We start from the raw sequence: 25,502 nt of genomic DNA, 5'->3' as shown, positions 1-25,502 counted from the left end.
GTGTCGGGGCCGGTATGTGACGCTGCGGCATGCAGGTCATCCCCCAGCGTCAGGGATGTTGAGATTTTGTCACACTCGGTCAGATAATTTTTCAACGCGCCCGGAAATGCTTATGTTTTCAGCAGATTGCACGGGCCTTGGGCGGCTCTCGCGCGTCTGCCGGTTGCGCTCGAGTGCGCCATGATTATGGTCACGTTTGTACATGGGTCATGGACCCAAGCATTCTTTGGAGAACACCATGAAGCTCGCTAAGAGCCTCTTCCTCGGATCGGTCGCGGGTCTCGCCGCGGTGGCGGGGGCACATGCCGCCGATCTGCCGGTCGCGAAGGCCGCTGCCGTCGAATACGTTCGCGTCTGCTCCACCTACGGCGCAGGCTTCTTCTACATCCCCGGCACCGAAACCTGCCTCCGCGTCGGCGGCCGTGTTCGCGCCGAGTACCAGTACCTCGAGGCGAACGACCGCGAAGACGACTCGATCGGCTTCCGTGCTCGCGGCCGCATCCAGCTCGATGCCCGCACCGCCACCGCCTACGGTCTGCTCCGCACCTTCGCGCGCTTCGAGATCACCCACAACACCGGCGTGTACGGCCGTGACTCGGCAATCGTCGACCAGGCCTTCGTGCAGTTCGGCGGCCTGACCGCCGGTCGTACCGTGTCGTTCTTCATGAACAGCGACCTCCCGAACGAGAACTGGGGCACGCTGCGCTTCTACGACGCTCCGACCGTGAACGCCCTGGCCTACACCTTCTCGTTCGGCAACGGCTTCTCGGCCACGCTGGCGCTCGAAGAAGGCGCCTATGCGGCTGTCGCCGACGACGTCCTCATCCGCAGCGGTTCGGCGCTGGCGGCTGGCCAGCGCACCCCCGACCTCGTCGGCAACGTGAAGTATGCCGGCACCTGGGGCTCGGCTCAGCTCGGCGGCGCGGTTCACCAGATCCGCAGCAACGTCCTCGATACGGCCACCTACGGGCCGGTTCTCGGCGGCACGATCCCCGACAGCGCGTATGGCTGGGCTCTGACGGCTCAGGGCTACGTCAATCTGCCGATGCTGGCTGAAGGCGACGCCCTCTGGATCGCCGCAACCTATGCCGACGGCGCGCTCGCCTATCTCGGATTCGATCCGGACGTGGCGGTCGGCACGGCCTCCAGCTCGGTGATCGACGCCTATATCGGCCCCGATGGCGACATCGATACCGGCCGCGGCTGGTCCATCGCCGGTGGCATCAACCACTACTGGACCCCGACGATCCGCCAGAGCGTGTTCGGTTCGTACGCCCGCGTCGAGTACAGCAACAACGCTCCTGCCGTTGCCAACGACTTCAACGAGTGGCGCGCCGGCACGAACGTGATCTGGTCGCCGGTCTCCGGTCTCGATATCGGCGTCGAGGTTCTCTACTCGAATCTAGACCCGCGCGGGGTCGTCGGCAACGATGACGACGACGCTTGGGAAGGCCGCCTGCGCGTCCAGCGCGACTTCTAATCTGCCCATCCTGCTCAAACGGAAAACCCCGGTGTCGCCACCGGGGTTTTTTGTTGATCGTCGACGGGTGCATTGCCGTATCGGACGAGCAGGCTATAAGGCGACGGACAAGCGTTCAGCTTCACCAGAACTGGGATGGACGATGCTTAAAGCGATCAGAATCCTGTCGCCTGCCGCGGCCCTCGCCGTGGGACTGACCGGGTGCGTCGGAAGTGCCGGCGTCTCGACCTGGAACTATCAGGCGGGTCCCGGCTATGAGACGCAACGCGTCTATGACGGTCGGGTCCAGGCGGATACCAGCCGAGGGCTGGCGCGGGAATCCTGCACGACCGTATCGAGACGCCAGGTCGGCCCCTCGGGCAGGCTCGACAGCAGCGACGACACCGCCTGCTCGTCCAATTAGCCGTTCGCAGCTTGACCGAAGGAACGAAGGCTCACCTTGACCGTTGGCATGGGGTCAATTCAACCGTCAGGAGAGCATCGTCATGAATAACATCATCTGGCTCATCGGAGCGATCGTGGTCGTCCTCGCCATTCTGTCGTTCCTCGGGCTGCGCTGATCCTTTCCCGAACCTGCAGGGCCGCTTTCGCTACAGAGCGCCCTGCAGTTCTCTCTTTGCCGCATGACCTGCGTGGTGCCGCGCGGGCGCCGGAGAGCGTCTATTCCATCAGGACCATCACCACCGACGCGACGTTGAGAATGGCCAGGGCGCCGAGCAGGGTCGGAACGACAGGAATGCCCAGCCGCCGCGCAACTCCGTCATGACAGGCCGCCTCGCAAGATGCGAGATGAGAATGCTTGATGGCCATGCCTCATCCTCTTCGTGCATAACGCTCCTTTAGCCGCGGCCACCATGGACCCTGAGCGCGCGGCGCGAGGTGTGCTTTCACACATGGCGCGGCCTCGAGCGGCCGGCGAGCCTGCGTGATCCTCAATGCCGCGTGGCGGTTTTCTGAATTTGGAGAAGCTGGCCCTCGATGGCGCGCAGCCGTGTCATCAGGCGATCGAGTTCCGCAAGGAGATGTCGCTCATCCTGCCTGGCCTGCTCGACGAGGTCCGGCGAAGAGCCGTGGCGGATGCGTTGCAGGGCGTCCGCGAGTTGCCGATCCAGAAGCCGCATCTGGTGCTCCAGATCCAAGAACTCCTGGTGAAGCTGCGTCTCCTTGAACACGGTTGAGGTCTCGCATCAGAACGGTCGTTCCAAGCTTAAGCTACAGCGGCCACGCAGGTTCCTCCAGGTCAAAAAGCAGTTCCGTCAAATTTCTTAACGGCCAAGCTGAAACACGGAACCGTGTTCACCGTTCTGTGAAGAGGGGTCTGCCCGATGGTCTTGCCGTCGGGGAATGTAGAATTTGTATTCAGCCTTCAAAAACGAGCGTTCCAGGGAGTTGAAACAGACGAGACAGCTCCCGCTCGCATCATCATGCCGACCACCCGCTTAGCGTTTTCGGGCCGGTCCTTCCAAAGATCACAGAGCGTCAACGGTCGTTGCGTTCGCAGATGGCCCCAGAAACAGCAGACGGATTACAGAGGAGATGGCCGGATGGGACAGAGGATTGAGCCTTATCGAATTGCTCTGATCGTCGAGGACGATTTCGAAGTCAGGGGCTTGGCGGCGGCTCTTCTTGAGGAGACGGATCTCAAGGTCGTCGAGGCGTCCAGCGCGGAAGAGGCTCTGGATTACCTGCGGGTGCATTCCGACGAAGTGGCCTTTCTGTTCGCCGATATTCGTCTTCCCTGTCTGATGGATGGCCTGGATCTGGTTCGGACCGTGCGGTTGAAATGGCCGTGGGTCAGGACCGTGTTGACCTCCGGACGCCCGCTCGACCAGCAGGAGGCGGGCGTCCCGCGTGACGTTCGCTTCATGCCGAAGCCATGGCGGGCGCTTGAAGTCCTGATGGAGGCCGAGAAGGCCGCTCAGGCCTCCCGGCGAAACTGACGGGATCCAGGGAGCGGTCCGCACCTCGCTTCCGCCGTCCAAACCGGCGGAGACGTGGAACCTTGGCGCTTGCCGGGAATTGGCGTCAGCAGTTTGAAAGGATTGACTGATGCCGCACTCGTCCATTGCCACAGGTACGTTCTCGTCCCGCAAGGAGGCCAACCGGGCCGTTCAGCGTCTGGTGTCTGGTGGATTCGCCCGCAACAGCATCGCGCTCCACCAGCACGAGGACGATGAGGGATACGATCTCGAGATCCATACCCGCCGCGAAAACCTGAGGCGCGCCGAACGTCTGATCCATGATTCCGCGCCTCTCTACGTGCTCCGGGAGAAAGCCTCCGAGGCGGCCTACACGGCGCGGTCCTATCCGCTGGTCCTGCTCGGCGCAGGCATTCTGGCCGGCTTCCTGATCTACAATCTCGTCCCGCGGGAATCCTCGTCCGGCCACGAGAGCCGCCGCCGTTGACATCGGCATGGCTCGAGCGGGGGCCGAGCCGGAAGGCTCGGCCCAGGCCTAGCGCATCGTTCGAGCAGATAACCGGATCCGGTTTTCCGTTCGAGCGATGCGCTTTTCAAAGAGGCAGGAGCATCGGATAGATCCCAAAAGTGCAAGTCCACTTTTCACGTCCGATGCTTTAGAGATTGCCGTCCTCCTCGGGGTGGCGGGTTCGGTCCAGCCGCTCCAGCAGCTGCCTGATGCGGTCGGGAGCCGGCTCCTTGAGCACGGTCTGATATCTCTGCTGCAATTGCCGTCCAAGATCTTTCAGGATCTCGGACTGCCCGGCCGCCGTCAGGCTGTTCGAGCCGACGCTCCAGCCTCGGTGACTGCCTGCGGCATAAGGTTGGTGCCGCTTTGGCATCCTGTTTCTCCTTTGGTTTCTCACCTTCGAGCCGGAGAACGGGAAAAGCCCGGGAGGGTTGCGGCTAAGTTTATGGAAAAGAAGAAACTTTCGGTTGCGCCCGGCCCGTCGCCCGCGTCCGGGAGATCGTCCTTCGCCTTCGCCCGCGCCCGCAATGCCCGCTCCCGAACCGCGAGGCGACCGCCGGTCGCATTGGATTCGCGCCGGGCCTGGGTCAAAGCTCGACCATAATGACGAAGGCGGGCTGGGTTCATGCGTGAAGTTCTGATGGTCTATCTGTGCGGTGTGATCCTGCTGCTGGCAGTGTCGACGATGATCGACGGGGAGGAGGGGGTCGGACTCGATCACATCCTCATCGCGGGCTTCGGCTGGCCCATTCTGACGCCGATCCTCGCCCTGCGCGCCTGGACGAGCCGCTGAGTGGCAGCCTAGCGCACCGTGCGAAAAAGTGGTCCCGGTTTTTCGCGTCGGACGGTGCGCCAGCCAAGAGTGGAGCATCGGATCTGATCCCAAAAGTGGGGCCACTTTTGGGTCCGATGCTCTCGCGCACCGTGCGAGAAAGTGGACCCGGTTTTTCGCGTCGGACGGTGCGCTGCTTCAGGAGATGAGCATCGGATCTGATCCCAAAAGTGGGTCCATTTTTCCCGTCCGATGCTCTAAGCGCTCGAAGCCGCCCTCCGGCTGGCGCCCAGGTTTTCCCGTGCGCCATTTGCTGCTAATCACAGGCATCACGCCATTGGACGACCTCATGGCCCGAGCGATTCTGTCTGCTGCACTTCTCCTGGCTGGGCTCGGCGTGGTCCACGCCCAGACGAGCTGCTATCCCCGCATCGGCGCCTATAGCGGACAGTATGAGGGCCAATGCCCCAATTCCAGCCTCAAATGGACGGTCACGGAGAACACGGTCGGAGCCTATGGGCGAAACTGCAGTGACGAGCCCTGGACGTACAATCGCACGGAGAGGCGGCTCTACAATCCCAGGGCCAATGAGAGTTTCGCCATGCAGGATTGCTATGCGGCGAGCCGCGACCAGCTGGCCAGCAACTTGAAAACAAGCATCGGCAGCGACATGGTCCGCCGTTTCCACGAGACCAAGATCGAACGTCCGGGAGCCTCCCCCGAGACGTCCCCGGCCGATCGTTGAACGGGCTCACGAGCCGCAGGCGCGCGGGGCGGCCATCATGGCTCCGTCGATCCTGTGATCACGATCGTCACGGTCCGTAAGGATACGTGAATTGACCAAAGGGCCGGACCGCGGGAGAGTGACCCGTGATCGACAGCGTTGGTTGCTCCCTCTGAGAAACTGAGGCCCCCCAGGGGCCTCTTTTATTGAGCCGTCCCGTGCGGCGCCTTCAGGCCCGGAGGCTCTCCAGCAGCCTCTGATACGGCTCCCGGCGCTCGCAATACTTAAGGTGCAATTGCCTTTCGATATAGCTTTTCTGCTCGGCTTCGATCGCGCAGCGGCTGAGATGCAAGATGTCTTCGCCATACTGGAAATCGATGTTGGTCAGGGTGCGTGCGACCCAAAGTATCTTCAAGTCGTTCTCCGTGATCATCCCGACCTGGTTGCTCCTCGCCGAACATGGATTCATCAAAGCGTCTTCGTCGAGCGGCATGTTCCCCCTCCAGCCTTCCGAGTCACCGTTGAGAAGAATATCGCCCGGGCCCGAGAGCCGGCAATCGACGCCCTCTAAGCTTGCGGGTTAAAACCAGGGCTCCAACGCGGTAATCCCAAGGAGGCGGCCGGAGCGACCCGATGTCGTCAGCGTTGAGGAGCCGGCGCCTCGAATCTCTCGGGAGCGATCCCGGCTCCGGCCGGTGCCGAAAAACCTTAACACGAGCTTTATCCCCGGGCGCCCTTAGGGAGTAATACGTACCTCTTAGTGATTAGAGAGGGCTCCCGTCTCTTGATCAACTTAGATCTTTCAGTGCTGATAAATCAGAACGGGCGGATGGCGTAGAGTTTAACCAGAGGGGCAAGTAATGGTCGACAATCATTCTGGGAATGACATGGTGTTTGATGCGCCGTGCTATAACGATACATTAGCTTCTACTCGGAAATTCGCAACAGAGTTGCTTTGCGGCAATGCCCTTCTGAGGGCTGGGCTTGCACAGCTCTTGTCGGGAACGTGCTTCGATGTGATCGAATCCAGCGCGCCGGGGCTCGCAGCTACGCGCTCGGACCCCGTCCTCTACATCGTGGACGCCACCGGGTCCCTCGCACAGGCGCTCGAATTCGTCCAGGAGGCCAAGGGCCGGAATCCTGCCGCGCGCGTCGTGGCCATTGCCAATCAGTTCGACGGCCAGGCCGTCCACGCGGCGGTCTCGGGTGGCGTCGACAGCTTCTGCCTCGCCACGAGCGCCCGGGAGGTCCTGATCAAGTCTCTTGAACTGACCATGCTGGGGGAGCGGGTCCTGCCCGGTTCCATGGTTCGGGCTCTGCTCGACAGGGAGCTGACGCAACCCGCCACGGCCGAGATCATCCCGTTGTCCGAGCACCGGGCCCCCGATCCGAAGGCTCAAAAGCTGTCGCCCCGCGAGACGGTGATCCTGCAATCCCTGATGGGAGGCGATCCGAACAAGGTCATCGCCCGGAAGCTCGACATCACCGAGGCGACGATCAAGGTCCACGTCAAGGCGATCCTGCGCAAGATCGGCGTGGCCAACCGCACCCAGGCCGCCATGTGGGCGACCGGAAACCTCAAGGACACCGCACGGTCGGCGGGAGAGTTCCAGGAGGTCCGGCGGCTGAGCTGATCTGCGCGCCGACGCGATCCCGCCTGATCCGACGACGGCACGATGCCGGCCGTCGTCATCCTTGACCCGAGGCCAGGAGCGAGAGGATCGTGGCGGCGACGTTGATGCCCGCGACGATGAACAGCAGGGCAACCGATAAGGGAAACGGTCGCGACACGGGTTCGCGCTCCTTCCGGCGAGAATGCATCATGGTCATGGCGTCCTCCTCTCGACCACTGAACGGCACGAAAGGTGACGCAAACCCGCGCCCGTCGCTGTGAACTGCCTCACAGGCCCGGCGCCTTGGATCCAAACGGATCCGCTCGGCAGCCATCCGTCGAATGTTCGGAATCCCCGTTGCCGATGCCCATCCGTGCGCGAGCCGAGCGGCGGGTTCGGGCCGCCCTGCACGGGTTCAGGGCTCACGGGAATGGCCGGCAGGCCGCGCGGCCTCAGGGGCCGCTGCCCCGGCTGATCGACACGCAGCGGGATCCGACCAGGCACCGGGCGACATCCCGCGTCGGAGCCCAGCCGGGCCCGGGCGTCTCCCCGAGCCCGCAATAGGAGCCGGACGCCACATACCGGTCGTAGGTGTTGGCGCCCGTGTGGAGAACGACCGCGCCCTGAGCGGCGACAAGCCGTTGAGCCTGGTTGCAGGCCATGTCGGACGTCAGCAGACGCGTCTGGCCGACGGCGCCGGAGCTGAGGCCGATGAATCCGAGAGCGGCGCACACCTGTTTCACGCGCTTCATGTCCACCCCCATTGGCAGGCGAATCGGGGCCTCCGCGGCCGTCAGGAGACGGAGAGGGCGAGCAGCGACAGGACGGCCGCGAGAAGGTTCATCGCCACGGCGGTCCCCGCAACGCACAGGGAGATCGGGATGCGACGCCGCTCCAGGGTCGGACCGTCGTCGATGGCGCGGAGTGCTGCGCTGGATAGCCGAGAACCTCTCGTGGTCACTGTCCTTCTCCTCGAAACCAGAGATGGGCGATAACGACACGATCAGGATGCTCCTGAAGCGTTCTCATGGCGGTGCGTTCACACACGCGCATCGCGCGCATGTCGAGCGACGATCCGAGAGAACATCGTGGGAGTGGTGCCCGCAGCCGGACTCGAACCGGCACACCCGAAGGCCACGGATTTTAAGTCCGTTACGTCTACCAATTTCGTCATGCGGGCCTGAGAGCTACTTAGACGGTCGAGCTTGGACCGGCAACCCGCCTGCTCGCAATTGTCGCCCCGGTCACTCCGGCGCGCGGAAGCCGTAGAGCCAGTCGTAGCGGCGCGTCATGCCCTCGGGCCCGAGGCGGCGCATGACCTGGTTGCGCCCGAACGCCACCAGGCCGCCCGCATGGTAGACGCGCCCGTTCCGGCGCGCCTCGCGCTGCACGCGCCGGACGCGGGCGAGACGCTGCGCCTCGTAGGAGGCGAGAGCCCGGGCGAGGTCGGGGCGCTCCGGCCCGAGGAGGGACGCCAGGGTGGCGGCATCCTCGATGGCAAGGGCCGCGCCCTGCGCCAGGAAGGGCAGGACCGGGTGGGCGCAATCCCCCAGAAGGGCGATCCGCCCCCCGGCGAGGCGCCCGGCCGGATGGTCGAACAGGGACCAGCGCAGCCATTCCCTCGGCCCAGACAGGAGCGCGCGCAGGGCCGGGGCGGCCGAGGCGTAATGCCCGAGGAGCGCGTCCCGGTGGCCCGGCGCCGCCCAGCCGTCCACCGGCGTGGCGGTGCGCTCGACGGCCACCACGTTGACGAGCCGTGCGCCGGCGATCGGGTAATGCACCACGTGGCCCTTCGGGCCGAGCCAGAGGCCGGTCTCGTCGCCGGCGAGTTCCGCCGGCACCGCATCCCGGGCCAGGGTGGCGCGCCAGGCGACATGGCCGCGATAGGCCGGGGGGCTGTCGTCGCCCAGGGCCCGGCGGACCTTCGACCAGACCCCGTCGGCGCCGAGGATCAGGTCGGCCGCATGGGTCTCCCGCGCGCCGCCGGCCGACACCCAGGCGAGGCGGGCTTCGCCCGGCCCGTCCTCCACGGTCTCGACGCTGCGGCCCATGACGAGCCGGACGCCCGGCTCGGACCGGACCGCATCGAGGAGGATGGTCTGGAGATCCGCCCGCTGCACGACCCAGTAGGGCGCCTCGAAGCGCTCGCGCAGGAAGGCCCCGAGGGCCACCTGGCCGATGGGCTCGCCGGACCGGATGGCGCGCACCACGACGCGGCGCGGCTCGGTCGCGACCCGGCGCAGGGCGGCCCCGAGCCCGAGCCGGATCAGGATCCGGCTGGCATTGGGCGAAAGCTGAAGGCCGGCCCCGACCTCGGAGAAGCCGGTCCGGCGCTCGATGAGCGTGACCGCATGCCCCTGCCGGGCGAGCGCCAGGGACGCCGTCAGGCCGCCGATGCCGGCGCCCACGACCGCAATCGACAGGCCGGTCATTCAGAACCTCGAAGGCGGGCGCGGGACCGGCTCGCGGAGCTCGGACCTTGCAGGGGCGGCCGGGCCGGGCATCGTTCGGGCGGGCACGGCCGGGTCAGCGCGAGGCGGGAGAGGTCGCGAAATCGGGCTCCCACACGCATTCGGCCGGGCGGGCCTCGTCGGCCTTGAGGGACGAATCGTACTTGAACAGGGTCGAGCAATAGGAGCACACGGTCTCGCTGTCGTAGCCCATGTCGATGAAGATGTGCGGGTGATCGAAGGGCGGCGTCGCCCCGATGCACATGAACTCCTTCGAGCCCACTTGAATGACGGGAACGCCCGGATCGTTGTGGAAGTGCGGAGTGCCTTTGTCGGCCATTATGGTGCTCGCGAGGGATGAAATTCGCGCGCACCATAATGGCCGATCGCCCATGCGCCTAGAGGCTTTTTCCGCATCCGAGACCCGCCCCGGACTCCCCCCGCTCCGTGGACGGAGCCCCCGGCCGTTTCGGGATGGCGGATCCTGCCAATCTCCCCGTCGTCACCGGGCTCCTCCCGCTGATCCCGCTTCTGAGAGGCACGGCACCTTCCTGTATCGGGATGGCCGGGACAAGCCCGGCCATGACGTGGGGAGGATGTCAGGACGGGCGGAGGGTGCCATGACGGGGGCTGTTGCGGCCGCGCCGGTCCTGGTGGCCCCCCAAGGCGGCAGACGTGTCGGCGCTCCCCGCGCCGCGCATCGTCGGCGCGTGGAAAAACCGGGTCCACTTTTTCGCGCGATGCGCTAGGGTGCGCGGCATCCGGCAACCTCCCTTGGACTCCATGCGCTACTTCAATTCCGACGGCGTGAGCATCGCCTATATCGACGTCCCGCCCCACGAGGGCGCGGGCGAGCCGATCCTTCTCATCCACGGCTTCGCCTCGACCCATGCGGTGAACTGGGTGAACACGCTGTGGGTGAAAACCCTGACGCGGGCCGGCTACCGGGTGATCGCCTTCGACAACCGCGGCCACGGGGAGAGCGAGAAGCTCTACGAGCCCGCGGCCTACGATTCCTACCGCATGGCCGAGGACGGGCGCCGGCTGCTCGACCATCTCGGCATCCCGCGGGCCGACGTCATGGGCTATTCCATGGGGGCGCGCATCGCCGCCCACATGGCCATCGCCACGCCGGACCGCATGCGCTCCATGCTGCTCGGGGGCCTGGGCATCCACCTGGTGGAGGGCGTCGGCCTGCCGCTCGGCATCGCGGACGCCATGGAGGCCCCGTCCCTCGACGACCTGACCGACCCGATGCAGCGCATGTTCCGCGCCTTCGCGGACCAGAACCGGAGCGACCGCCGGGCGCTCGCCGCCTGCATCCGCGGCTCGCGGCAGGTGCTCACCCCGGCCGAGGTGGCGTCGATCCGGCTGCCGACCCTGGTGTCGGTCGGCACGGCCGACGACGTGGCGGGCTCCGGTCCGGCGCTGGCGGCGCTGATCCCCGGCGCGACCGCCCTCGACATCCCGGGCCGCGACCACAACCTCGCGGTGGGCGACAAGGTGCACAAGCAGGGCGTGCTCGACTTCCTGGCCCGCCGGCCGTGACCGGGAGACGCCCATGAGGATCCGTCCATGACCCGCCTCGACAGCGCCATCCGACGCCTGACCGCCCAGCGCGACCTGCTCGACTGGGCCGCCCGGGCGATCGGCCCCACGGGCCTCGTGCTCGAGATCGGCCTCGGGAACGGACGCACCTACGATCACCTGCGCGCCCGCCTGCCGGGGCGGGACATCCACGTGTTCGAGCGCGCGCCCGCCGCCCACCCGGACTGCTACCCGCCCGAGGGCTACCTGGTGGTGGGCGACCTCTTCGACACCCTGCCGCCCTTCACCGCGCGGCACGGGGCGGGCGCGGCGGCCCTGATCCACATCGATATCGGGTCCGGCGACGAGGCGGCGAACGCCAGCCTCGCCCGGCGCCTGGCGCCGCTCCTCGAAGCCCTCCTGCGGCCGGGCGGCATCCTGCTCGGCGACCGGGCCTTCCCGATGCCGTCCTGCCGGGACGTCTCGGCCGAGACCGGCGTGCCGGAAGGGCGCTATTTCGTCTATCGCCGGGAGACGTGAGGGCGGGTCAGGGCCGCTTCTCTCGTCATCGCCGGGCTCGTCCCGGTGATCCCGATCGTCCGAGGCAGAGCGCTTCTCCGATCGGGATGGCCAGCACAAAGCCGGCCAGGACGGGGTGGTCCAGCGGACCCTACCGGCCGGTGAAGACCGGCTGGCGCTTCTCCAGGAAGGCGTTGCGGCCCTCGGCGGCATCGAGGCTGTCGAAGCACCGGTCCGCGAGGGCGACCGGATCCACGTCCGGGTGCGCCACGCCGACCGCCCGGTCGATGGCCGCCTTGGCGGCCCGGATCGTCAGCGGGGCGTTCCCGGCGATGGCCTCGGCGAGCGCCAGGACCGTGTCCTCCAGCTGCCCGTCAGGCACCACCCGCTGCACCACGCCCAGGCGCGCCGCCTCCCGGGCGTCGATCCGCCGCGCGGTGAAGAACAGGTCCTTGGCCGCCGGAGCCCCCACGGCCGCGGTCACGAGCCTCATGGCGCCCGGCGGATAGCCGATCCCGAGCCGGGCCGCCGGGATGCCGAACACGGCGCTCTCGGAGGCGACTCGCAGGTCGCAGGAGAGGGCGAGGCCGAAGCCTCCGCCCAGGCAGAAGCCGCGGATCATGGCGATGACAGGCTTCGCGCAATGGGCCACGGCCCAGAAGGCGGCCTCGTTGACGGCCTCGTAGCGCCGTCCGCCCTCCGCATCGGCCCGCAGGGTCGCGAACTCGCCGATATCGGCCCCGGATGCGAAGGATTCGCCGCCCGCGCCCCGGACCACCACCACCCGGACCTCGGGGTCGCAGCCGAGGGCCGCCATGAGGCCGGGAAAGGCCTGCCACATCTCGAGGTCGAGCGCGTTGTGCTTGGACGGATTGTCGATGGCGAGGGTCGCGATACCCCCCGAGAGGGATACGCCGAGTTTGGACGTGGCGGGAGAAAAAGAGTACGTCATGGCACGCTTGCATCTGTGGTAAAAAGGCTAGGCTTCTTATCTATCCCGAAGCGATAGCGGAGTCGGCAAGGAGACTATCATGACCCAAACGCGCCTGAAGCCCGAAGCCTCGGACGTCATCGCCGGAACGGTCGATCCGATCTGGAATCGTCTTCGCGCCGAGGCCGAGGCCGTCGTTCAGGCCGAGCCGGCCATCGCGGGCCTCATGCTCAGCGCGATCCTGCATCAGCCGAGCCTGGAGGCCGCGGTCATCCATCGGGTGGCCTCGCGCCTCGGCCATGCGGCCGTTCCCGCGGACATCATCGAGCAGATCTTCCTCGAGGCGGTGGAGCATGACCCGGCCATCGGGGCGTCCATGCGGGCCGACATCAGCGCGGTGATCGACCGCGACCCGGTGGTCACCCGGGCGCTCGAGCCCGTGCTCTACTTCAAGGGCTTCCACGCCATCCAGACTCACCGGCTGGCCCATTGGCTGTGGTCCCGGGGACGGCAGGATCTCGCCCTCTATCTCCAGAGCCGCTCGTCCGACACGTTCCAGACCGACATCCACCCGGCCGCCCGGATCGGCCGGGGCATCTTCCTCGACCATGCCACCGGGCTGGTGGTGGGCGCCACCGCGGTCATCGAGGACAACGTCTCGATGCTCCAGGACGTGACCCTCGGGGGCACCGGCAAGGAGCGCGGGGACCGGCATCCCAAGATCCGCCAGGGCGTGCTCATCGGCGCCGGGGCGAAGATCCTCGGCAATATCGAGGTCGGCTCCTGCGCGCGCATCGCCGCCGGATCAGTGGTTCTCAAGCCCGTGCCCCAGAACGCCACGGTGGCCGGGGTTCCGGCCAAGGTCGTCGGCGCGGCCGGATGCGAGGAGCCGTCCCGGTCCATGAACCACTGCTTCTCCGAGGCGGATGGAATCTGAGCAAAGCCGCCCTCCAGGGACCTATCGCCGCTTGCTCGCGTTTGCCCGGCATGGCAAGTGCAGCATCCGTGACATCAAGAAAGGACCTGTAGTGGACAAGACCGAGATGGCTAAAGTCGAGCGCTATCTGCGCCAGAGCTTTGCGAACCACTCGATCCGCGTGGTCGGTCGCCCGAAGAAGACCGACTCGGCGGAAGTTTACATCGGTGAGGAATTCGTCGGCGTTCTCTTCGTCGACGACGAGGACGGAGACCGCTCCTACAACTTCACCATGGCGATCCTCGACACGGACCTCGAGGACTGACCGGCTTTCCCGCAGCAGAACCTCACCGGGGTTCTGCTGTTTTTCCCTGCGGACCCGCGATGCCGATCTACAGCCTCGACGCCATCTCGCCCATCCTGCCCGAGCCCGGCGGGTTCTGGATCGCTCCCGACGCCCATGTGATCGGCAAGGTGCGGCTGGGGCGCGACGTGGGAATCTGGTTCGGCGCCGTGCTGCGCGGCGACAACGAGCTCATCGACATCGGCCAGGGGACCAACATCCAGGAAGCGGCTCTGCTCCACACCGACATGGGGGCGCCGCTGACCGTCGGGCCGGGCTGCACCATCGGTCACAAGGCGATCCTGCACGGCTGCACGGTCGGCGAGAACTCTCTGATCGGCATGGGCGCGACGGTTCTCAACCATGCCCGCATCGGGGCGAACTGCCTGGTGGGCGCCCATGCCCTGGTGACGGAAGGCAAGGAATTTCCCGACAATTCCCTCATCGTCGGCGCGCCGGCCAAGGCCATCCGCGTGCTCGACGCGGACGCGATCGAGCGGCTGCGCTGGTCGGCCCGGAACTACGTGGACAACTGGAAGCGGTTCGAGAAGGGAATGCGGCGGGTCGATTGATTCCCGCTTCGTGTTTCGTCGGTCGCGATTCCCACGACGTCGTCGCGTAGAGGCAATGTCGCGGAGGCAGGGAGGGTCGGCGCCGGCTCACGCCGAACACGGACACTCCGCCGGTCTTACCGATTCGCCGTGGTGGTCGGCGACGACACGATGCCGCCGAGCGACACCCAGCCGATCGTGTCCTGGCTCTCGCGCTTGATGTAGACGTAGCCGGTACGGTGCCAGGGCAGGACCGACGAGGTCTTGTTGTCGAGGACGAAGTCGCCCCGGTTGGTGCGGACCATGAGGACCGCGTGGCCTTCGCCCAGTTCGTCGATCACGACCGTCATCCGCATGGCGCGGCGGGGAAGGCCCGCCTCGGCGAGGAGCTTGCGCTTCAGGAGCTGGAAATCCTCGCAGTCGCCGCGGCCGTCGTCGGGGAAACCCCACACGTCGACGACGCCCCAATGGTCGGCATCCGTCACCGCCTTGATGGTCGAATTCACGCGCTGATTCACCGACACGATGGTCTTCCAGGCCTGGGGCGTCAGGTCGATCGTGTCCGGCTCGGCCGTGTTCACGACGCATTCGGACCGAAAGGTTTCGCAGAATTGCGACCAGCCCTGGAGCGGCTTGGCGGCGCCCATGCTCGTGATCGGAGCGCTCGAAACGGGCAGGGCGGCCAGGGTCTGAGCCTGGGCGGCGGTGCCGGCGAGCAGGAGCGACAGGGCGAGGAGCGCTGATTTGACGATGGTGCCGATGGAGGCAGGCTTCTCATTTACGCCACAGAAAAGGCCGTTCTTGAAATAAACCTTCCGCATGCCCCACCAGCCGGTTAACGTTCTTTTAACCAAACTGACATGGTTGCATTTTCGGCTCAAGCGGAAAGTAAAAGGTGAGTTAACGCGTCGCGGCCCGAGCGGTTCCAACATGGTTAACAAAAAGTTTGCGGGGCCAGGGCGGGGGGCGGCTGGTACGCCTTGGAACTACCAGGCCGCGGGTTTCTCTCGACGGCCGACCCGGATTGGCGCTAAAGCATCGGACCCAAAAGTGGACTTGCACTTTTGGGATCCATCCGATGCTTTCTTCTCGAATGAGAGCATCGGTCAGAACGGAAAACCGGGTCCACTTTTCGCTGACGCGGCCCTCTGGGTCCGTCCGATGCTCTAGTCAGGCCATGAACCGAACGCCGCCGGCACCGGGATCCCGGGCGGCGGCCAGACGAAAAGCGCGTCATGTCTCCAAACCCGCCCCGCGTCCGCGAGCCGATTCTCAACCTGCCGGCCACCATCAGCCTGTGCCTGGCGGTGCTGATCGGCATCCACGGCGTCCGGATGCTTCTGTCCGATGAAACCGACTTCACGGTCGTCATCGACTGGGCCGTCATCCCGGCGCGCTGGGCCGTCGCCTTCGGGGGGGCGCAGGTCGAGGAGATCGTGCAGTCCCTGCGGGACGGCGCCCCGGACGATACGGTCACGCCCATGATGGCCCTGGCGCAATACGTGCTGGCCCCGGACGAGGCGCGGCCCTGGACGGCGTTGACCTATGCGTTCCTGCACGGCTCCTGGGCCCATGTGCTGATCAACGGCGTCTGGCTCGCCGCCTTCGGAACGCCGATCGTCAGGCGCTGCGGCGCCGGCCGGTTCCTCGTCCTGTCGGCGGCCGCCGCCGTGTGCGGGGCCATCGTGTACGCGGCCATGAACCCCTTCCAGGTGCTGCCGATGATCGGCGCGTCCGGGGCCGTGTCCGGGCTGATGGCGGCCGCCTCCTGGTTCATGTTCGCCCCGGCCTCGTGGCACCGGGAAGGACGCCTGACCCAGCCGCACGAGCGGCCGCGCGAAACCCTCGGACACATGGTGCGCAACCGGCAGGTCCTGATCTTCCTCGGGATCTGGTTCGCCGCGAACTACATCTTCGCCTTCGTCCAGCCGCTGGGGATGATGGATGCGAGCATCGCCTGGGAGGCGCATCTCGGCGGCTTCCTGGCCGGGCTTCTCATTTTCCCTCTTGTGGACCCGCTCCCGGCCCGGCCCGGCCGCATCTCGGCTTGAAACCGACATGGTTTGCCCCAATCATCGTAAGGCTGATGGAGGGTTTTCGCCCCGCTGTCATGGGGCGCGCCCTCAGGATCAGCCTTGCGAAGGCGAGGGCTGACGGTCCTCGCCGTTCGCACAACGGGAGGGAATGAATGATCGTCAATCGAATCCTTTCGCTCAAGGGCCGCGAGGTTGCCACCATCGAGCCGGGCCGATCCTTGAGCGAAGCCGCCGGGGTTCTCGCGGAGCGCAGAATTGGTGCCCTACTCATCGTGGACGCTCATCGGCCGGTCGCCGGCATCATCTCGGAGCGCGACATCGTGCGCGCCGTCGCGGCCCATGGGGCCAAGGCCCTGGACGAGCCGGTCTCCCGCTTCATGACGGAGAAGGTGGTCACCTGCACGGGCGAAACCTCCATCAACGACGTGATGGAACTCATGACCCAGCAGAAGTTCCGGCACATCCCCGTGGTCGAAGGCGGGCGCCTGTCCGGCATCGTGTCGATCGGAGACGTAGTGAAGCTGCGGCTCGAGGAGGTCGAGGCGGAAGCTCAGGCGATCAAGGAATACATCGCGACCGCCTGATCAGGTCGCCTGCGTCTCCTGGAGCAGTTCGAGGATATCCGGCAGGGCGCGCTCGGTGGCCTGCCGACCCAGGGCGATGCACTCCCCGGCCCGGTGGAACTCGAACAGGCCCATCTTGGCGAGCTTGGGCGCCACCATGATGTCGGGCGGATCCCCTGCGAGCCGCGAACGGGCGATGCGGTCCTGGGTGATGTTGAAGGCGTCCACCATCACGGTGGCGAGGCCCGGCGCGTTCGGCTTGCGCGGCTTGTCCCCGCGATGCCCGGGGAAGATGCCCCAGCGGCGGGGCGCCTCGTCGATCGCTTCCTCGATCTCCTGCTCGTCGCTCGTCCCCGCGTCGTAGGACTGGATCACGGTGCCGCGCACGCGCACCTCGCCGTTGAGGTTCACGCAGATGACGATGTCGGCGCCGAGCGCCCGGGCAGCCGTGATGGGGATGGGATTTACGAGGGCGCCGTCCATGAGCCAGCGGCCGCCGATCATCACGGGATCGAACACGCCCGGCAGGGCGTAGGAGGCCCTCATGGCCTGGACCAGAGGGCCGCGCGTCAGCCAGATCTCGTGGCCGCTCACGAGTTCGGTCGCGATGGTGCAGAACTTGACCGGCAGGGTCTCGACCCGGCGGTCCATCAGGTCCTGGTCGAGGAGGCGCTGCAGGCGCCCGCCGGCGATCAGGCCGGCGCCGCTGAAATGGAAGTCGAGGAGCCCCATGACGCGCCGCTTGGTCAGGGACAGGGCGAAGGCCTCGAGTTCGTCGAGCTTGCCGGCCGCGTAGCAGCCGCCGACCACGGCGCCGATCGAGGAGCCGGCGATCACGTCCGGCACGATGCCGGCCTCGGCGAGGACCCGCAGGACGCCGATATGGGACCAGCCGCGGGCGGCGCCTCCGCCCAGCGCCAGGCCGATCCTTGCCTTCGCTCGGGGATCGCGTTCGGCCGGAGGCTTGGTCTCGACCGCTCCTCCGCCACCCCCTGAACCGGCGCTGCGCCGGGCAATCCCGTCCCACAACATTGATCGACTCCAAGGCATCCCGTCCCGTTCGTGCCAGCCTTCCGTGAAAGCCGCATGAAGGGTGCCCTCAAGTTTCAATTAGGACTGGTTCAGGAAAACTGAACAGTGGAGCGCTTCAAAGCGCGCTGCGACAAAATGATGATGATGAAGGCAAAGGCGATCAGGAGGCCCAGCATGGCGCGCAGGCCGAAGATTTCGCCCCCGAATCCGATCAGCGGTGGGCCGAGCAGGAGGCCGCCATACCCCAGAGTTGCCACCATGGCGACGCCCATGCTGGGCGGAAGATCCTTCATCTGTCCCGCGGCGCTGAACAGCACCGGCACCGCGTTGGCGAGGCCGACGCCGACGAGGGCGAAGCCGACCGAGGCGGGCAGGGGCTGGGGCAGGAGCATGGCGAGGGCCAGGCCGAAGGCCGAGAGCAGGCCGCCGAGCTGCAGGGTTCGGATGCGGCCGAGATGCCGGACGACGAAGTCGCCCATGAAGCGGCAGACCGTCATGGCAAGCGAGAAGGCGGCGAAGCCCGTCACCGCCGCCTCGAGGCTCGCGCCGGCGACGGTCTGGAGATAGATGGCCGTCCAGTCGACCATGGCGCCCTCGACGATGAAGCAGAACATGGCGAGCACGGCCAGAAGGAGCACGCTCCCCCTGGGCCAGGCGAAGCCGTGGCCCTCGCTCGGACGTTCGCGCTCCCCCAGGGTCCAGAAGGCGGCCGGCAGGAAGAGCAGGGCCATCCCGAGGCAGGAGACGAGCAAGGTCGGGACGATCCCGACATCGAGCGCGATGAGGAGGCCCGAGGCTCCGGCCCCGGCCAGCCCCCCGAGGCTGAAATAGGCGTGGAAGGACGACATGATCGCCGAGCCCCAGGCCTTCTCGACCACGGTGGCATTGGTGTTCATGGCGATGTCCATGGTGCCGTTGCAGGCCCCGGCCACGAGGGCGGCGGCCACGAACAGGCTCAGGGACGGCGCGAGACCGGGAAGCACCAGGGCGGCTGCGAACGAGAACGCCGCCGCGACCGTCATGGTGCGGCTGCCGACCACCGTCACGGCCCAGCCGATGATCGGCATGAGCGCCACCGCGCCGAGGGAGAAGGCCAGCAGCCCGAGGCTGAGCTGGCCGTCGGACAGGCCGAGGGATTCCTTGAACCGGGGAAGCTGGGCCGCCCAGGTGCCGATGCCGAACCCGTTGCCGAAGAAGAGCGCGCTGGCCGCCAGCCGCGCGGGAAGAAGGTCACGTCGTGTCATCGGGCTTTCCTAACCCGAGCAGGTGCAGACTGCACCCGCTTCAAGGGGGATGGCAGCCCTCGATTTTTGGAAGGGCTGCCGTCTCAAGCGATCACGAGGCGGGGACCGTCGCCGGAGGTCTCGATCCTCCGGTAGAAGCAGGAGCGGCGTCCCGTATGGCAGCAGCCGCCGTCGCCGGCCACCTGCACCTTCATGAGCAGGGCGTCCTGATCGCAGTCGACCCGCATCTCCGTGACGGTCTGGATCTGACCGCTCGTCGCGCCCTTGTGCCAGAGCTCGCCCCGCGAGCGGGACCAGTACCAGGCTTCGCCGGTCTCGAGGGTCTTGGCGAGGGCCGCGGCGTTCATGTGCGCGACCATCAGGATCTCGCCGGTGGTCGCGTCCGTCGTGACGCAGGTGATCAGCCCGTCAGGCCCGAAGCGGGGCGACAGGACGGTTCCCTCCTCGAGCTCCGCCTTGGAGCCGGGCGCGGGAAAGAGGCCGGTCGGGGTCGTGCCCATGGCAGGCCTCAGCCCCGACCGCCGCGAACGAGGGTCAGGAAGCGCACCTGTTCGGCCGGATCCTCCTTGAAGATTCCGGTGAACTGGGTGGTGAGCGTCAGGGCGCCGGCTTTCTGGATGCCGCGCATGGACATGCACATGTGCTCGGCCTCGATCATGACCGCGACGCCGCGGGGCTCGAGCGCATCGACCATGGCCTTGGCGATCTGAGACGTCATGGTCTCCTGCGTCTGCAGGCGGCGGGCATAGGCGTCGACTAGACGGGCGAGCTTCGACAGCCCGACGACGCCCTTGGTGGGGTAATAGGCCACATGCGCCACGCCGAAGAACGGCACCATGTGGTGCTCGCAATGGGAGTAGAAGGGAATGTCGCGCACGAGCACGATGTCGTCATAACCTTCGACCTCGGCGAAGATCTTGTCGAGGATTTCCGACGGATCCTCCCCGTAGCCGGAGTAGAATTCCTTGAAGGCCTTGGCGACCCGTTTCGGGGTGTCCTGCAAGCCCTCGCGGGTCGGGTCGTCGCCGGCCCAGCGGAGCAGGGTGCGGACAGCCGCTTCGGCTTCCTCCCGCGACGGAACACCGGGCTTGTCGACAGGTGTACTCAGACGCGTCGACAGGGACTTAACCACATCACTCACGTGGAGCCTCATTTCTCAACTTTTGAACCGAGGAAGCTTTGGCGCCCAGCGGTTTCTATTCTCTTTCCGGACAATCCTGCGGCAACCGCTGTCGCAGAACTCTTTCACAGGGCTTATATAGGTATATGTGCACATTCCCAACCGTCATCTCACGGCCGTCATGTTGAACGACATCTACAGCCGGCGCATTCTCGAGCTCGCGGCCGATATCCCCCATCTGGGCCGGCTGCCCGACCCCGATGCGTCCGCGACCGCGCATTCCAAGCTTTGCGGCTCGACCGTGAATGTCTATGTGAAGCTTGAAGACGATGTCGTGACGGCTTTCGCCCACGAGGTGAAGGCCTGCGCGCTGGGCCAGGCCTCGTCGTCCATCATGGGGCGGAATATAATCGGCGCGACCATAGAGGAGCTTCGCGGGGTGCGCGATGCGGCAAGTCGTCTGCTCAAGGCCGGCGGGGAGGCGCCCCAGGGCAAGTGGGGGGAGCTCAAGGTGTTGGAACCGTTGAGGGATTACAAGGCTCGCCACGCCTCCATCCTGCTGACCTTCGAGGCGGTCGTCGACGCGCTCGATCAGATCGAGGCCCGGCGCGTCGAACGGGCTGGATAAATGCCTAAGGGGCCGGGCCAAACACGGCACCGCGTTCGGGCCCGATCCGCCGGGCTCGAGCACCGGGCGGGAAAAGTGGCCCCCGTTTTGGCATCGGATCCGATGCTCCTCTCTTGGCTGGCGCATCGTTTCTCTTGGCTGGCGCATCGTTCGGGTCACGAGCGTGGCCCCCTCCTGTCCGCTGGATGCGCTCGGCGCTTCAGACGATCGGGATCACCGGGACACGCCCGGTGATGACAGGGGGAGGGTGAACACCCGGTCCTGTGACAACACCCACCACACGTCATGGCCGGCCTTGTGCCGGCCATCGCGATGCGGAAAAGCGCCGCGCCTCTCGTATCGGGATCACCGGGACGAGCCCGGTGATGACAGGGGGAGGGTGACCATCGCTGTGGCGCGCCCTTTTCCACGTCATGGCTGGCCGGTCATCACCCGCCTCTTGCCGGCCATCCCGATTGTCCGATGCTCCCATCCTGTCGCTTTCGTCCGTCCGATGCTCACTTCCTGAAGCGGCGCATCGTTCGGAGCGGACCCAGCGGGCCGCGCAAGCGACCCGAAGGGCCACGCTCGTGACCCGAAGGGCCGCGTCAGCGAATACCGGGTCCACTTTTCGCTGACGCGGCCCTCTGGGTCCGCACGATGCGCTAGGCGGGCACCGCCGTCGCCGGGCCGCGCCGCGCGATTCGAGCCCGGTCGTCCGCGGAGCCGTAGCGCCGGTCCAGGGTCCGGGTCGTGTCGGCCCAGTCGGCCATGGTCCTGACCTTGTCCATCTGCTCGGCCACGAAGGGGTCGGCGCGCCAGGCCTGCGCCCGCGGCCAGAGGACGTCCAGCGGCTCGTGAAGGACGTTGCCGATCTTCGCCTCGTAGATCGGGAAGGCCCGCAGCCCGCCATCGGGCTCGATCTGCAGAATGTCGAGGTCGACGACGCTCGAGCCGGGACGGGGCAGGAAATAGCGAACGTCCGTCACCGTGATGCGGGGACCGCCGTCGTGGCGGGCAGCGAAGCGCCGACCGACATCGATCATGCCGACCAGCTCGTCGATGGTGAGGAGCCCGCTCGTCTCGAAGGCCCGCTCGGCCGCCAGGCCGGACGGGATGACGGCGCCGAAGCGGATGAAGTCGAGCCTCGGGAAGCGCTCGACGGCCGCATCGACGAAGCGCTCCAGATCCGCCTCCGCGGCGCCCGGGCGGGTCAGGGTGTAGTCGATCCCCAGCGTGTAGCATGCCTGGCCGGCGGCCCTGCGTTCATCCTTGACCCGGTGCAGGATGTCCAGCGCTCTCATGCCGCGCTCGAAGGCGCCGGCGCGCTCGCGCACGGCATCGTGGATGGCCGCGTCGGCGCCGTCGACGCTCACGGCCACGCCCGAGACCGCATCAGCCAGCGCGGCGGCGGACCTCTCCTTCATCGACCAGCCGGTCGTGAACAAGGTCACCTCGATGCCGGCATCATGGAGGCGTTTCATGGCCTCGACCGCCCAGGGGACGGACATGGGTTCGCCACCGCTGAACATCACGTTCTCGGCCTGCGCGCCGAGCATCACGTCGACGACCTGCATGGCCGCGGCCCGGTCCAGCGTGCGGGCCGGCCGGCGGCCGGACTCCGAATAGCAATGCCCGCACTTGAGAGGGCAGTTATAGGTAATGTTCCAGATGAATTTCCTGATTTTGACAGTCATTATTTGCGCTCCGAAGGATGCCCGGCGGCTCAAATGGAAGGAAGGGCAACGAAATGAAGTATCTTTCACACGTTATATAGATGCTACTGCGCGGTGGTTGAGTCTTCGCCTGGCGGCATGATATAACGATCAAATCCTAGGTTGTACTCATGCGAGAATGCCGTAGAGTCACCTGTATGAAGGTGTGTAACTCAGTTACGTAAAATGATGTCGGGCCGAGGAACGGGCGTGGGAATCAGGGCTTTTGAGACAGCGGCGAAGCGCTTGCCCCGCCGGGCCGCCCACGTGGCGATCCGGGGTTATCAGCTGACGCTCTCCGGCCTGATCGGCCGCCAGTGCCGTCACCTGCCGTCCTGCTCCGACTATACCGACGAGGCGATCCAGCGGCACGGCTTCTGGCCGGGCGGCTGGATGGGGCTCGCCCGCATCTGCCGCTGCGGCCCCTTCGGCACCCACGGGATCGACCTGGTGCCTGAAACATTGCCCGACGGCGCGGCCTGGTATAAGCCCTGGGCCTATGGTCGCTGGCGGGGCGTCAACGCGCCTCGAGCCGCCTCGGCGATCACCTGCGATTCAGTCGAACCTGACGGCGGCTGAGCTCGCTCCCTCTCAACGCCCCGTCGGCCCCCGCTTACCTGCTCCGTTGGCAGGAGTGAGCCAGGAGAACCATCCGATGATTACCCTGACATTCCCCGATGGCGCCCAGCGCCAGTATGAATCCGGCGTCACCGGCCGGGAGATCGTGGAAGGCATCGCCAAGTCGCTCGCCAAGCGCACCGTCGCCATGGCGCTCGACGGCACGGTCGCCGATCTCGCCGATCCGATCACCCGGGACGCCAAGATCGAGTTTCTGAACCGCGAGGACCCGCGCGCCCTGGAGCTGATCCGGCACGATGCCGCGCACGTGCTCGCCGAGGCCGTGCAGGAGCTGTTCCCCGGCACGCAGGTCACCATCGGGCCGGTGATCGAGAACGGCTTCTACTACGACTTCGCCCGCAACGAGCCCTTCACGCCCGAGGACTTCCCGGCCATCGAGGCGAAGATGCGCGAGATCATCGCGCGCGACAAACCCTTCACCAAGGAGGTCTGGAGCCGCGACAAGGCCCGGCAGGTCTTCAGGGACAAGGGCGAGACCTACAAGATCGAGCTCATCGACGCGATCCCGGAAGGCCAGGATCTCAAGATCTACGCCCAGGGCGACTGGTTCGACCTGTGCCGCGGCCCGCACATGACCTCGACGGGCAAGATCGGCAACGCCTTCAAGCTCATGAAGGTGGCGGGCGCCTATTGGCGCGGCGACTCGAACAACGCCATGCTGACCCGCATCTACGCGACCGCCTGGGCGAACCAGGAGGATCTCGACGCCTATATCCGCCAGCTCGAGGAGGCCGAGAAGCGCGACCACCGGCGGCTGGGCCGCGAGATGGACCTGTTCCATTTCCAGGAGGAGGGGCCGGGCGTCGTGTTCTGGCACCCGAAGGGCTGGACGGTGTTCCAGGAGCTGATCTCCTACATGCGCCGCCGCCTGAAGGGCACCTACAAGGAGGTCAACGCGCCGCAGATCCTGGACAAGTCCCTGTGGGAGACCTCGGGCCACTGGGGCTGGTACTCGGACAACATGTTCGCCGTGAAATCGGCCTCGGCCTTCCTGCGGCCGAACGATCCGGAGGCGGATCAGCGCGTCTTCGCGTTGAAGCCCATGAACTGCCCGGGCCATGTCCAGATCTTCAAGCACGGCCTGAAATCGTACCGGGACCTGCCGGTGCGGCTGGCCGAGTTCGGCGCGGTTCACCGCTACGAGGCGTCCGGCGCCCTGCACGGGCTGATGCGCGTGCGCGGCTTCACCCAGGACGACGCCCATATCTTCTGCACCGAGGAGCAGCTCGAGGCGGAATGCCTCAAGATCAACGACCTCATGCTGTCCGTCTATCGGGACTTCGGCTTCGAGGAAGTGGTGGTGAAGCTGGCCACACGGCCCGAGAAGCGCGTCGGCACCGACGCCATGTGGGATCATGCGGAGGGAATCCTGCGGCGCGTCCTCGACCGGATGGCGAAGGAGTCCGGCGGCCGGATCAAGACCGGCGTGAACGAGGGCGAGGGAACGTTCTACGGCCCGAAGTTCGAGTACACCCTGAGGGATGCCATCGGGCGTGACTGGCAGTGCGGAACCACGCAGGTGGATTTCAACCTGCCTGAGCGGTTCGGCGCCTTCTACATCGCTCCCGACGGCGAGAAGAAGCAGCCCGTGATGGTGCACCGGGCGATCTGCGGCTCCCTCGAACGGTTCCTCGGGATCCTGATCGAAAGCTATGCGGGCCACTTCCCGCTCTGGCTCGCGCCCGTGCAGGCGGTGGTCGCCACCATCACGTCCGAGGGCGACGAATACGCCATGGAGGTGGTGCGCGCCGCCGAGGCCGCAGGCCTTCGGGTCGAGGCGGACCTGCGCAACGAGAAGATCAACTACAAGGTCCGCGAGCACTCGCTCGTGAAGGTGCCGGTGCTTCTCGTGGTCGGCCGCAAGGAGGCGGCCGAGCGCACGGTCTCGATCCGCCGCCTGGGGAGCCCGAACCAGCAGACCCTGACCCTCGACGAGGCCCTGAAGGTTCTCGCCGCCGAGGCCGTCACGCCGGACCGCAGACAGGCGGCCGAAGCCGTCACCGAGCCGGAAGGACACGTGACCCTCGACGGGCATCACGTGGTCGAGCGGACGATCGCTTAAGACTGATCGCCTGCATGACAAAGGCGGCGCTTCCCGCAGGAGGCGCCGCCTTTCTCTTTTCCGGCGATCGACGTCGTCCCGAGGGCCCGTCCCACCATCTCGATCAGGTCAGGTGCAGCGCCTCTCGCATCCGGATCACCGGGACGAGCCCGGTGATGACGTGGAGGGTGGTGTGAGCGGGTGATGATAGCCTCCACACATCATGGCCGGCCGGTCATCAGCCGCCTCTCG

General features: G+C 66.4%; 33 protein-coding genes and 1 tRNA gene. 18 read left to right on the top strand and 16 right to left on the bottom strand.

All coding sequences use genetic code 11. The annotated features are described in order from the left end of the window. Positions 1-238: 238 nt before the first annotated feature. Positions 239-1,480 carry a porin gene (locus OCW50_RS02995; RefSeq protein ID WP_262296391.1) on the top strand — a complete coding sequence of 414 codons (1,242 nt, stop codon included), beginning with the start codon at positions 239-241 and terminating at the stop codon, positions 1,478-1,480. A 142-nt stretch (positions 1,481-1,622) separates the two neighbouring features. Continuing rightward, positions 1,623-1,883, top strand: a complete 261-nt coding sequence (locus OCW50_RS02990; RefSeq protein ID WP_262296390.1) for a hypothetical protein — start codon at positions 1,623-1,625, stop codon at positions 1,881-1,883. A gap of 257 nt (positions 1,884-2,140) precedes the next feature. On the opposite strand, the gene OCW50_RS02985 is transcribed toward OCW50_RS02990, so the two are convergent. Further along, a complete protein-coding gene (locus OCW50_RS02985) occupies positions 2,141-2,290 on the bottom strand; it encodes a hypothetical protein (RefSeq protein WP_262296389.1) in 150 nt (49 codons plus the stop codon). A 125-nt stretch (positions 2,291-2,415) separates the two neighbouring features. On the opposite strand from OCW50_RS02985, the gene OCW50_RS02980 reads away from it, so the two are divergent. The 3 genes from OCW50_RS02980 (at position 2,416) to OCW50_RS02970 (ending at position 3,886) form a co-directional block, all read left to right on the top strand. Next, on the top strand, positions 2,416-2,658 hold the full coding sequence (locus OCW50_RS02980) for a hypothetical protein (RefSeq protein ID WP_262270615.1): 243 nt from the start codon (positions 2,416-2,418) through the stop codon (positions 2,656-2,658). A 366-nt stretch (positions 2,659-3,024) separates the two neighbouring features. Beyond that, positions 3,025-3,420 carry a response regulator gene (locus OCW50_RS02975; protein WP_262296388.1) on the top strand — a complete coding sequence of 132 codons (396 nt, stop codon included), beginning with the start codon at positions 3,025-3,027 and terminating at the stop codon, positions 3,418-3,420. 109 nt (positions 3,421-3,529) lie between these two features. Further along, on the top strand, positions 3,530-3,886 hold the full coding sequence (locus tag OCW50_RS02970) for a hypothetical protein (RefSeq protein WP_262296387.1): 357 nt from the start codon (positions 3,530-3,532) through the stop codon (positions 3,884-3,886). Positions 3,887-4,055: 169 nt separating this feature from the next. Here the strand turns inward: OCW50_RS02970 and OCW50_RS02965 are convergent, their stop codons facing one another. Continuing rightward, positions 4,056-4,280, bottom strand: coding sequence for a NepR family anti-sigma factor (locus OCW50_RS02965; RefSeq protein WP_262270618.1), 225 nt, complete (start codon positions 4,278-4,280; stop codon positions 4,056-4,058). Positions 4,281-4,532: 252 nt separating this feature from the next. Between OCW50_RS02965 and OCW50_RS02960 the strand changes: the two genes are divergently transcribed. Together OCW50_RS02960 and OCW50_RS02955 are read left to right on the top strand one after the other, a co-directional pair. Next, positions 4,533-4,700, top strand: a complete 168-nt coding sequence (locus OCW50_RS02960; RefSeq protein ID WP_262270619.1) for a hypothetical protein — start codon at positions 4,533-4,535, stop codon at positions 4,698-4,700. 328 nt (positions 4,701-5,028) lie between these two features. After that, positions 5,029-5,424: a hypothetical protein gene (locus OCW50_RS02955; protein ID WP_262296386.1), complete on the top strand. Its 396-nt coding sequence runs from the start codon at positions 5,029-5,031 to the stop codon at positions 5,422-5,424. Between the two features lie 208 nt (positions 5,425-5,632). Here the strand turns inward: OCW50_RS02955 and OCW50_RS02950 are convergent, their stop codons facing one another. Continuing rightward, a complete protein-coding gene (locus tag OCW50_RS02950) occupies positions 5,633-5,896 on the bottom strand; it encodes a hypothetical protein (RefSeq protein ID WP_262296385.1) in 264 nt (87 codons plus the stop codon). A gap of 523 nt (positions 5,897-6,419) precedes the next feature. Between OCW50_RS02950 and OCW50_RS02945 the strand changes: the two genes are divergently transcribed. Beyond that, a complete protein-coding gene (locus OCW50_RS02945; protein WP_262296384.1) occupies positions 6,420-7,037 on the top strand; it encodes a LuxR C-terminal-related transcriptional regulator in 618 nt (205 codons plus the stop codon). Positions 7,038-7,092: 55 nt separating this feature from the next. Here the strand turns inward: OCW50_RS02945 and OCW50_RS02940 are convergent, their stop codons facing one another. The 6 genes from OCW50_RS02940 to OCW50_RS02915 form a co-directional block, all read right to left on the bottom strand. Then, positions 7,093-7,233, bottom strand: a complete 141-nt coding sequence (locus OCW50_RS02940) for a hypothetical protein (RefSeq protein ID WP_262296383.1) — start codon at positions 7,231-7,233, stop codon at positions 7,093-7,095. 235 nt (positions 7,234-7,468) lie between these two features. Next, on the bottom strand, positions 7,469-7,768 hold the full coding sequence (locus tag OCW50_RS02935) for a hypothetical protein (RefSeq protein ID WP_262270624.1): 300 nt from the start codon (positions 7,766-7,768) through the stop codon (positions 7,469-7,471). Between the two features lie 41 nt (positions 7,769-7,809). After that, a complete protein-coding gene (locus OCW50_RS02930; RefSeq protein ID WP_262270625.1) occupies positions 7,810-7,977 on the bottom strand; it encodes a hypothetical protein in 168 nt (55 codons plus the stop codon). 134 nt (positions 7,978-8,111) lie between these two features. After that, positions 8,112-8,196, bottom strand: a tRNA-Leu gene (locus OCW50_RS02925). Between the two features lie 64 nt (positions 8,197-8,260). Further along, positions 8,261-9,448: an FAD-dependent monooxygenase gene (locus OCW50_RS02920; protein WP_262296382.1), complete on the bottom strand. Its 1,188-nt coding sequence runs from the start codon at positions 9,446-9,448 to the stop codon at positions 8,261-8,263. A gap of 94 nt (positions 9,449-9,542) precedes the next feature. Beyond that, a complete protein-coding gene (locus OCW50_RS02915) occupies positions 9,543-9,806 on the bottom strand; it encodes a zinc-finger domain-containing protein (protein WP_262296381.1) in 264 nt (87 codons plus the stop codon). A gap of 443 nt (positions 9,807-10,249) precedes the next feature. Here OCW50_RS02915 and OCW50_RS02910 point away from each other — a divergent pair, with 443 nt between their 5' ends. Next, positions 10,250-11,014, top strand: coding sequence for an alpha/beta fold hydrolase (locus tag OCW50_RS02910; protein ID WP_262270628.1), 765 nt, complete (start codon positions 10,250-10,252; stop codon positions 11,012-11,014). A gap of 27 nt (positions 11,015-11,041) precedes the next feature. Next, positions 11,042-11,533, top strand: coding sequence for a class I SAM-dependent methyltransferase (locus OCW50_RS02905; protein WP_262296380.1), 492 nt, complete (start codon positions 11,042-11,044; stop codon positions 11,531-11,533). 130 nt (positions 11,534-11,663) lie between these two features. Here the strand turns inward: OCW50_RS02905 and OCW50_RS02900 are convergent, their stop codons facing one another. Next, complete coding sequence (locus tag OCW50_RS02900; protein ID WP_262296379.1) at positions 11,664-12,464, bottom strand: enoyl-CoA hydratase; 801 nt, start codon at positions 12,462-12,464, stop codon at positions 11,664-11,666. 79 nt (positions 12,465-12,543) lie between these two features. On the opposite strand from OCW50_RS02900, the gene cysE reads away from it, so the two are divergent. The 3 genes from cysE to OCW50_RS02885 all read left to right on the top strand — a co-directional run bounded on the left by cysE (position 12,544) and on the right by OCW50_RS02885 (position 14,274). Next, positions 12,544-13,380 (top strand): serine O-acetyltransferase, encoded by an 837-nt coding sequence (cysE, locus tag OCW50_RS02895; protein ID WP_262270631.1) that lies wholly within the window; start codon positions 12,544-12,546, stop codon positions 13,378-13,380. Positions 13,381-13,471: 91 nt separating this feature from the next. After that, positions 13,472-13,684 carry a DUF3126 family protein gene (locus OCW50_RS02890; RefSeq protein ID WP_262270632.1) on the top strand — a complete coding sequence of 71 codons (213 nt, stop codon included), beginning with the start codon at positions 13,472-13,474 and terminating at the stop codon, positions 13,682-13,684. Positions 13,685-13,743: 59 nt separating this feature from the next. Next, positions 13,744-14,274 (top strand): gamma carbonic anhydrase family protein, encoded by a 531-nt coding sequence (locus tag OCW50_RS02885; RefSeq protein ID WP_262270633.1) that lies wholly within the window; start codon positions 13,744-13,746, stop codon positions 14,272-14,274. Between the two features lie 116 nt (positions 14,275-14,390). Here OCW50_RS02885 and OCW50_RS02880 read toward each other — a convergent pair whose 3' ends face one another. Next, positions 14,391-15,074 carry a transglutaminase-like cysteine peptidase gene (locus OCW50_RS02880; RefSeq protein WP_262270634.1) on the bottom strand — a complete coding sequence of 228 codons (684 nt, stop codon included), beginning with the start codon at positions 15,072-15,074 and terminating at the stop codon, positions 14,391-14,393. Between the two features lie 414 nt (positions 15,075-15,488). On the opposite strand from OCW50_RS02880, the gene OCW50_RS02875 reads away from it, so the two are divergent. Beyond that, positions 15,489-16,304 (top strand): rhomboid family intramembrane serine protease, encoded by an 816-nt coding sequence (locus OCW50_RS02875; RefSeq protein ID WP_262296378.1) that lies wholly within the window; start codon positions 15,489-15,491, stop codon positions 16,302-16,304. Between the two features lie 137 nt (positions 16,305-16,441). After that, positions 16,442-16,873 (top strand): CBS domain-containing protein, encoded by a 432-nt coding sequence (locus tag OCW50_RS02870; RefSeq protein ID WP_262270636.1) that lies wholly within the window; start codon positions 16,442-16,444, stop codon positions 16,871-16,873. Here the strand turns inward: OCW50_RS02870 and OCW50_RS02865 are convergent, their stop codons facing one another. From OCW50_RS02865 to folE, 4 genes are all read right to left on the bottom strand, one after another. After that, positions 16,874-17,884: a patatin-like phospholipase family protein gene (locus tag OCW50_RS02865; protein ID WP_262296377.1), complete on the bottom strand. Its 1,011-nt coding sequence runs from the start codon at positions 17,882-17,884 to the stop codon at positions 16,874-16,876. Between the two features lie 89 nt (positions 17,885-17,973). Continuing rightward, positions 17,974-19,128, bottom strand: a complete 1,155-nt coding sequence (locus tag OCW50_RS02860; protein ID WP_262270638.1) for an MFS transporter — start codon at positions 19,126-19,128, stop codon at positions 17,974-17,976. An 83-nt stretch (positions 19,129-19,211) separates the two neighbouring features. Then, a complete protein-coding gene (gene hisI / locus OCW50_RS02855) occupies positions 19,212-19,628 on the bottom strand; it encodes a phosphoribosyl-AMP cyclohydrolase (RefSeq protein ID WP_262296376.1) in 417 nt (138 codons plus the stop codon). A gap of 8 nt (positions 19,629-19,636) precedes the next feature. Beyond that, positions 19,637-20,269, bottom strand: a complete 633-nt coding sequence (gene folE / locus OCW50_RS02850) for a GTP cyclohydrolase I FolE (RefSeq protein ID WP_262296375.1) — start codon at positions 20,267-20,269, stop codon at positions 19,637-19,639. Between the two features lie 160 nt (positions 20,270-20,429). Between folE and OCW50_RS02845 the strand changes: the two genes are divergently transcribed. Further along, positions 20,430-20,876 (top strand): iron-sulfur cluster assembly scaffold protein, encoded by a 447-nt coding sequence (locus tag OCW50_RS02845; RefSeq protein ID WP_262296374.1) that lies wholly within the window; start codon positions 20,430-20,432, stop codon positions 20,874-20,876. A 644-nt stretch (positions 20,877-21,520) separates the two neighbouring features. On the opposite strand, the gene OCW50_RS02840 is transcribed toward OCW50_RS02845, so the two are convergent. Beyond that, positions 21,521-22,552, bottom strand: a complete 1,032-nt coding sequence (locus OCW50_RS02840) for a radical SAM protein (protein WP_262296373.1) — start codon at positions 22,550-22,552, stop codon at positions 21,521-21,523. Positions 22,553-22,816: 264 nt separating this feature from the next. On the opposite strand from OCW50_RS02840, the gene yidD reads away from it, so the two are divergent. Then, positions 22,817-23,149 (top strand): membrane protein insertion efficiency factor YidD, encoded by a 333-nt coding sequence (gene yidD, locus OCW50_RS02835; RefSeq protein WP_262272782.1) that lies wholly within the window; start codon positions 22,817-22,819, stop codon positions 23,147-23,149. Between the two features lie 76 nt (positions 23,150-23,225). Continuing rightward, positions 23,226-25,271 carry a threonine--tRNA ligase gene (thrS, locus tag OCW50_RS02830; protein ID WP_262296372.1) on the top strand — a complete coding sequence of 682 codons (2,046 nt, stop codon included), beginning with the start codon at positions 23,226-23,228 and terminating at the stop codon, positions 25,269-25,271. Positions 25,272-25,502: the final 231 nt, after the last annotated feature.

The sequence above is a fragment of the Microvirga sesbaniae genome, assembly GCF_025460805.1.
GTDB lineage: Bacteria > Pseudomonadota > Alphaproteobacteria > Rhizobiales > Beijerinckiaceae > Microvirga > Microvirga sesbaniae.
The sequence above is the reverse complement of the archived record's forward strand: the minus strand, read 5'-3'. Positions and strand labels throughout refer to the sequence as shown.

Excerpts from the sequence above, each read along its gene's own strand:
- OCW50_RS02935 (WP_262270624.1), bottom strand. The coding sequence starts at position 7,768 with ATGAAGCGCGTGAAACAGGTGTGCGCCGCTCTCGGATTCATCGGCCTC.
- OCW50_RS02995 (WP_262296391.1), top strand. The coding sequence starts at position 239 with ATGAAGCTCGCTAAGAGCCTCTTCCTCGGATCGGTCGCGGGTCTCGCC.
- OCW50_RS02990 (WP_262296390.1), top strand. The coding sequence starts at position 1,623 with ATGCTTAAAGCGATCAGAATCCTGTCGCCTGCCGCGGCCCTCGCCGTG.
- OCW50_RS02940 (WP_262296383.1), bottom strand. The coding sequence starts at position 7,233 with ATGACCATGATGCATTCTCGCCGGAAGGAGCGCGAACCCGTGTCGCGA.
- OCW50_RS02845 (WP_262296374.1), top strand. The coding sequence starts at position 20,430 with ATGTTGAACGACATCTACAGCCGGCGCATTCTCGAGCTCGCGGCCGAT.
- thrS (WP_262296372.1), top strand. The coding sequence starts at position 23,226 with ATGATTACCCTGACATTCCCCGATGGCGCCCAGCGCCAGTATGAATCC.
- OCW50_RS02915 (WP_262296381.1), bottom strand. The coding sequence starts at position 9,806 with ATGGCCGACAAAGGCACTCCGCACTTCCACAACGATCCGGGCGTTCCC.
- hisI (WP_262296376.1), bottom strand. The coding sequence starts at position 19,628 with ATGGGCACGACCCCGACCGGCCTCTTTCCCGCGCCCGGCTCCAAGGCG.
- OCW50_RS02880 (WP_262270634.1), bottom strand. The coding sequence starts at position 15,074 with ATGCGGAAGGTTTATTTCAAGAACGGCCTTTTCTGTGGCGTAAATGAG.
- OCW50_RS02960 (WP_262270619.1), top strand. The coding sequence starts at position 4,533 with ATGCGTGAAGTTCTGATGGTCTATCTGTGCGGTGTGATCCTGCTGCTG.
- OCW50_RS02980 (WP_262270615.1), top strand. The coding sequence starts at position 2,416 with ATGCCGCGTGGCGGTTTTCTGAATTTGGAGAAGCTGGCCCTCGATGGC.
- cysE (WP_262270631.1), top strand. The coding sequence starts at position 12,544 with ATGACCCAAACGCGCCTGAAGCCCGAAGCCTCGGACGTCATCGCCGGA.
- OCW50_RS02905 (WP_262296380.1), top strand. The coding sequence starts at position 11,042 with ATGACCCGCCTCGACAGCGCCATCCGACGCCTGACCGCCCAGCGCGAC.
- OCW50_RS02860 (WP_262270638.1), bottom strand. The coding sequence starts at position 19,128 with ATGACACGACGTGACCTTCTTCCCGCGCGGCTGGCGGCCAGCGCGCTC.
- OCW50_RS02865 (WP_262296377.1), bottom strand. The coding sequence starts at position 17,884 with ATGTTGTGGGACGGGATTGCCCGGCGCAGCGCCGGTTCAGGGGGTGGC.
- OCW50_RS02840 (WP_262296373.1), bottom strand. The coding sequence starts at position 22,552 with ATGACTGTCAAAATCAGGAAATTCATCTGGAACATTACCTATAACTGC.
- OCW50_RS02870 (WP_262270636.1), top strand. The coding sequence starts at position 16,442 with ATGATCGTCAATCGAATCCTTTCGCTCAAGGGCCGCGAGGTTGCCACC.
- OCW50_RS02900 (WP_262296379.1), bottom strand. The coding sequence starts at position 12,464 with ATGACGTACTCTTTTTCTCCCGCCACGTCCAAACTCGGCGTATCCCTC.
- OCW50_RS02950 (WP_262296385.1), bottom strand. The coding sequence starts at position 5,896 with ATGCCGCTCGACGAAGACGCTTTGATGAATCCATGTTCGGCGAGGAGC.
- OCW50_RS02885 (WP_262270633.1), top strand. The coding sequence starts at position 13,744 with ATGCCGATCTACAGCCTCGACGCCATCTCGCCCATCCTGCCCGAGCCC.
- OCW50_RS02965 (WP_262270618.1), bottom strand. The coding sequence starts at position 4,280 with ATGCCAAAGCGGCACCAACCTTATGCCGCAGGCAGTCACCGAGGCTGG.
- OCW50_RS02920 (WP_262296382.1), bottom strand. The coding sequence starts at position 9,448 with ATGACCGGCCTGTCGATTGCGGTCGTGGGCGCCGGCATCGGCGGCCTG.
- OCW50_RS02955 (WP_262296386.1), top strand. The coding sequence starts at position 5,029 with ATGGCCCGAGCGATTCTGTCTGCTGCACTTCTCCTGGCTGGGCTCGGC.
- OCW50_RS02910 (WP_262270628.1), top strand. The coding sequence starts at position 10,250 with ATGCGCTACTTCAATTCCGACGGCGTGAGCATCGCCTATATCGACGTC.
- OCW50_RS02875 (WP_262296378.1), top strand. The coding sequence starts at position 15,489 with ATGTCTCCAAACCCGCCCCGCGTCCGCGAGCCGATTCTCAACCTGCCG.
- OCW50_RS02975 (WP_262296388.1), top strand. The coding sequence starts at position 3,025 with ATGGGACAGAGGATTGAGCCTTATCGAATTGCTCTGATCGTCGAGGAC.
- OCW50_RS02985 (WP_262296389.1), bottom strand. The coding sequence starts at position 2,290 with ATGGCCATCAAGCATTCTCATCTCGCATCTTGCGAGGCGGCCTGTCAT.
- OCW50_RS02970 (WP_262296387.1), top strand. The coding sequence starts at position 3,530 with ATGCCGCACTCGTCCATTGCCACAGGTACGTTCTCGTCCCGCAAGGAG.